We start from the raw sequence: 4,587 nt of genomic DNA on the forward strand, positions 1-4,587 counted from the left end.
CCTGCCCACCCACCCACCTGCACGCCGTGCACGCCGCCTGGCTCGGCCGAGCAGCCGGCTGCCTCCTCGGCAAACCCGTCGAGAAGCTGCCCCTGCAAGGGATCCGGGCCCTGGCCCAGGCGGCGGACAACTGGCCGCTCCGCACCTGGTTCACGGAGCGCGGAGTCCCCGCGGACTTGAGAGCCACGTACCCCTGGAACAGGAGAAGCGCGCCCACCAGCCTCGCCGAGAACATCGACGGCATGCCGGAGGACGACGACCTCAACTACCCCCTCCTGGGCCTCCTCCTGCTCCAGCGCCACGGCCGCCACTTCACCACCACCGACGTGGCCAAGCTCTGGCTCGACGAACTCCCCGCCGGCCGCACCTTCACCGCCGAACGCGTCGCCTACCGCAACCTCCTCGACGGCATCGAACCCCCGGGCACCGCCCGGCACCGCAACCCGTTCCGCGAGTGGATCGGCGCCCTGATCCGCGCCGACGTCCACGGCTGGACCAACCCGGGCAGGCCCGAAGCGGCCGCCGAACAGGCCCGCCGCGACGCCGAGCTCACGCACACCGGCAACGGCGTGCACGGCGCCGAGTTCATCGCGGCGGTCATCGCCGAAGCCGCCACCGGCGCCGACGTCCACCGCGCCATCGAGGCCGGCCTCACCGTCGTACCGCCGCAGTCGCAGCTGCACCGGGCGGTCACCCACGCCCGCCAACTGGCCCGCACGACAATGGACTTCGACGCGGTGGTCGACGAACTCCACCGCACCCACGCGGCCCACCACTGGGTCCATGTCCTCCCCAACGCGGCCGCGATCACCGCCGCCCTCACGCACGCCGACGGCGACTTCACGCACTCCATCACCCGCGCCGTGTCGGCCGGCTGGGACACCGACTCCAACGGCGCCACGGCCGGTTCGATCGCGGGACTCGTCGCCGGGCACCCCGACCGGCTCCCCGCGCAATGGACGGACCCGTTGCGCAACCATCTCTCCACCACCGTCGCCGACTTCGACGGCATCGGCTTCGACACCCTCGCCCAGCTCACCTTCCGGGAGGCTGAACGCTCATGAGACCGACTCCCCGTATCGCCGTACTCGGCTCCACGAACATGGATCTCGTCGCCTACGTGGCGAAGGCACCGGACCGCGGAGAGACCGTCACCGGACGGGAGTTCCGCACGATCCCCGGCGGCAAGGGCGCCAACCAGGCGATCGCCGCGGCCCGCGCGGGCGGCGACGTCACGATGATCGGGGCGGTCGGCGCCGACGACTTCGGGGTGCGGCTGCGCGGTGCGCTCGGCGAGTCCGGCGTGGACACCGGCCGGCTGCGTACGGTCGAGGGCGCGAGCGGCACCGCGCACATCGTGGTCGACGACGAGGGCGGCAACGCGATCGTGGTCGTCCCCGGCGCCAACGCCACCGTCACCGGCCTCGCCCCCGGCGACGCGGAGGCCATCGAGGCCACGGGCACGCTCCTGCTCCAGCTGGAGATCCCCCTCGACGGCGTGCTCACCGGCGCGCGGACCGCCCGCGCCCGGGGCGTACGCACCATCCTGACCCCGGCGCCCGCGCAGCCGCTGCCTGCCGAACTGCTCGCCGCCACCGACCTGTTGGTGCCCAACGAGCACGAGGCCGCGACGCTCACCGGCCGCACCGACCCGTACGAGGCCGCCGAGTCCCTCCTGGAACAGGTCCCTGAGCTGATCATCACGCTCGGCTCGGCGGGCAGCCTGTACGCGGACCGCTCCGGCACCCGGCTCACCGTGCCCGCGCCGCAGGTCAAGGCCGTGGACACGACGGCCGCCGGTGACACCTTCGTGGGGGCGCTGGCGGTGGCGCTCGGCGAGGGGCGCGCGATGCCGGACGCGCTGGCCTGGGCCTCGGCGGCCGCCGCGCTGTCGGTCCAGCGCCCGGGCGCCTCGGCCTCGATGCCGGCCCGCGCGGAGATCGACGCCGCCGTACGTCCGTAGCACCGACCCGGTACGTCCGTAGCACCCACCCCTGCGAAAGAACCCCAAGGACCCCATGGCACCCCCTCCCCCGCTCGCCGGTCTGCGCGTCCTGGACCTGGCCACCCTGTTCGCGGGACCCCTCGCCGCCACGATGCTCGGTGACTTCGGCGCCGAAGTGATCAAGGTGGAGCACCCCCGCAAGCCCGACCCGTCGCGCGGGCACGGGCCCGCGAAGGAGGGTGTCGGCCTGTGGTGGAAGCTGCTGGGCCGCAACAAGCGGACGATCACCCTCGACCTCTCGACGAAGGGCGGCCGCGAGACCCTGCTCAGGCTCGCCGCGACGGCCGACGTGGTCATCGAGAACTTCCGCCCGGGCACGCTGGAGAAGTGGGGCCTCGGTTACGAGGAGTTGAGCGGCGCGAACCCTCGTCTCGTGCTGGCCCGCGTCACGGGCTTCGGCCAGTTCGGACCGTATGCGCACCGTCCCGGCTTCGGGACGCTCGCCGAGGCGATGAGCGGTTTCGCGGCGATCACCGGGGAGCCCGAAGGGCCGCCGACGCTCCCGCCGTTCGGCCTCGCGGACTCCATCGCGGGCCTCGCGACGGCGTACGCGGTGATGACGGCGCTGGCCGGGCGGCAGCGCACGGGCCGCGGGCAGGTGGTGGACATGGCGATCATCGAGCCGATCCTGACGGTCCTGGGCCCGCAGCCGCTCTGGTACGACCAGTTGGGCTTCGTCCAGCCGCGTACCGGCAACCGCTCCACGAACAACGCCCCGCGCAACACCTACCGCACGGCGGACGGCAGTTGGGTCGCGGTGTCGACCTCCGCGCAGTCCATCGCGGAACGCGTGATGCACCTGGTCGGCCGTCCGGAGCTGATCGCCGAACCGTGGTTCGCGTCGGGCGCGGACCGCGCCGCCCACGCCGATGTGCTCGACGAGGCGGTGGGCTCCTGGATCGCCACGCGCACCCGCGCAGAGGTGATCGCGGCCTTCGAGCAGGCGCAGGCGGCAGTGGCCCCCATTCAGGATGTACGGGACGTCATGACGGACCCGCAGTACGCGGCCCTCGACACCGTCACCACCGTCGACGACCCCGAACTCGGCCCGCTGCGCATGCAGAACGTCCTGTTCCGCCTCTCGGAGACCCCGGGCTCCATCCACTGGGCGGGCCGCCCGCACGGCGCGGACACGGACGAGGTGCTCGGTGAACTCGGCCTGTCCGCAGGCGAGATCGACGAGCTGCGCACGGAGGGCGCCGTATGACCGCGAAGACCGGGAAGACCGGGAAGATCCCGCTGACGTGGCTGTACGTGCCCGGGGACCGGCCCGAACGCGTCGCGAAGGCCCTCGTGGCCGGAGCGGACGTGGTGATCGTGGACCTGGAGGACGCGGTCGCGGCGGACCGCAAGAGCTATGCGCGGGCGGCGACCTCGGAACTGCTCTCGGACCGCCACCACGTCCCGGTCCATGTGCGGGTCAACGCCCTCGACGGCCCGCTGGCCCGGCTCGACATCGAGGCGCTCGCGGACCGCCCGGGCCTGGCCTGCCTGCGCCTGCCGAAGGTGACCGCCCCGTCCCAGATCACCCGGGTCGCCGAACTCGCCGACTCTCTCCCGCTGTTCGCGCTCCTCGAATCGGCCCTGGGCATCGAGTCGGCGTACGCGATCGCGACGGCCCACCCGTCCCTGACCGGTCTCTCCCTCGGCGAGAGCGATCTGCGGGCGGATCTGGGAATCGCCGCGGACACGGGCCTGGACTGGGCCCGTTCTCGCGTGGTGTGCGCCGCCCGTGCGGCGGGCCTCGCGCCACCGCCCCAGTCCGTCCACACCGACCTGTACGACCTGAACGACCTCGCGGCCTCCTGTGCCCGCGGCCGGGCCCTGGGCTTTCTGGGCCGCGCGGCCATCCACCCCAGCCAGCTCCCGGTGATCGAGCGGGCGTATCTGCCCACCGCGGAGGAGATCGCGGCCGCGCAGGAGGTCACCAAGGCGGCGGCCACCGATGCGGGCGCGCTGGCTCTGCCGGACGGCCGTTTCGTGGACGCGGCCGTGGTGGCGGGCGCCCGCCGCACCCTGGCCCTGGCCGACCGCCGCCCCCTCGCGTAATTCCCTTGGTCGCGGCCCCGGCCCTGCGTACGCTGCCGCGGTGAGCCCCATAACCGAACGCCTCCGCGACACCACCGGCCGCACCGTCACCCTGCACGAGGTGACGGCCGACAACTGGCGGACCGTCGCCGACATCGCCCCGCTGGACTCCCAACGCGCCTTCGCCCCTGGCCTGGCGGCCCGCTATCTGCTCCTCTCCCTCCTCGAGGACGTCTGGCACTCGCTGGCGATCCACGCCGATGACCGGGTGGTCGGCCACGTCATGTGGGCCCGCGACGAGGACGGCTCCCACTGGATCGGCGGTCTGCTCATCGACGCCCGGGAACAGGGCAAGGGCCTGGCCCGCACGACGATGCGCACCCTGCTCCCGTGGCTCGCTGCCCAGCCCGGCCACTTCACGACCCGTCTGTCGTACGCCCCGGAGAACATCGCCGCGGCCCACTTGTACACCTCGCTCGGATTCACGCCCACGGGAGCGGAGGAGGACGGCGAGGTGGTGGTCGAACTCAGCCCACCCAGCCACCCCAGCCTGT

5 protein-coding genes are annotated in these 4,587 nt (G+C 73.2%); all 5 read left to right on the plus strand.

All coding sequences use genetic code 11. From position 1 onward, the window contains the following. The coding region (locus G6045_RS39405) for an ADP-ribosylglycohydrolase family protein (protein WP_165337054.1) at positions 1–1,064 on the plus strand (1,064 nt) is incomplete at its 5' end. Further along, a complete protein-coding gene (rbsK, locus tag G6045_RS39410; protein ID WP_165337055.1) occupies positions 1,061–1,963 on the plus strand; it encodes a ribokinase in 903 nt (300 codons plus the stop codon). The genes G6045_RS39405 and rbsK, both read left to right, overlap by 4 nt. A 55-nt stretch (positions 1,964–2,018) precedes the next feature. Beyond that, positions 2,019–3,212 carry a CaiB/BaiF CoA transferase family protein gene (locus tag G6045_RS39415; RefSeq protein ID WP_165337056.1) on the plus strand — a complete coding sequence of 398 codons (1,194 nt, stop codon included), beginning with the start codon at positions 2,019–2,021 and terminating at the stop codon, positions 3,210–3,212. Then, on the plus strand, positions 3,209–4,054 hold the full coding sequence (locus tag G6045_RS39420) for an HpcH/HpaI aldolase/citrate lyase family protein (protein ID WP_165337057.1): 846 nt from the start codon (positions 3,209–3,211) through the stop codon (positions 4,052–4,054). Before G6045_RS39415 ends, G6045_RS39420 begins: the two co-directional genes overlap by 4 nt. 49 nt (positions 4,055–4,103) lie before the next feature. Further along, a partial coding sequence (locus G6045_RS39425; RefSeq protein WP_328708080.1) for a GNAT family N-acetyltransferase occupies positions 4,104–4,587 on the plus strand: 484 nt, incomplete at its 3' end.

This window comes from Streptomyces mesophilus, assembly GCF_011044995.1.
In the GTDB taxonomy this organism is placed as follows: Bacteria; Actinomycetota; Actinomycetes; order Streptomycetales; family Streptomycetaceae; genus Streptomyces; species Streptomyces mesophilus.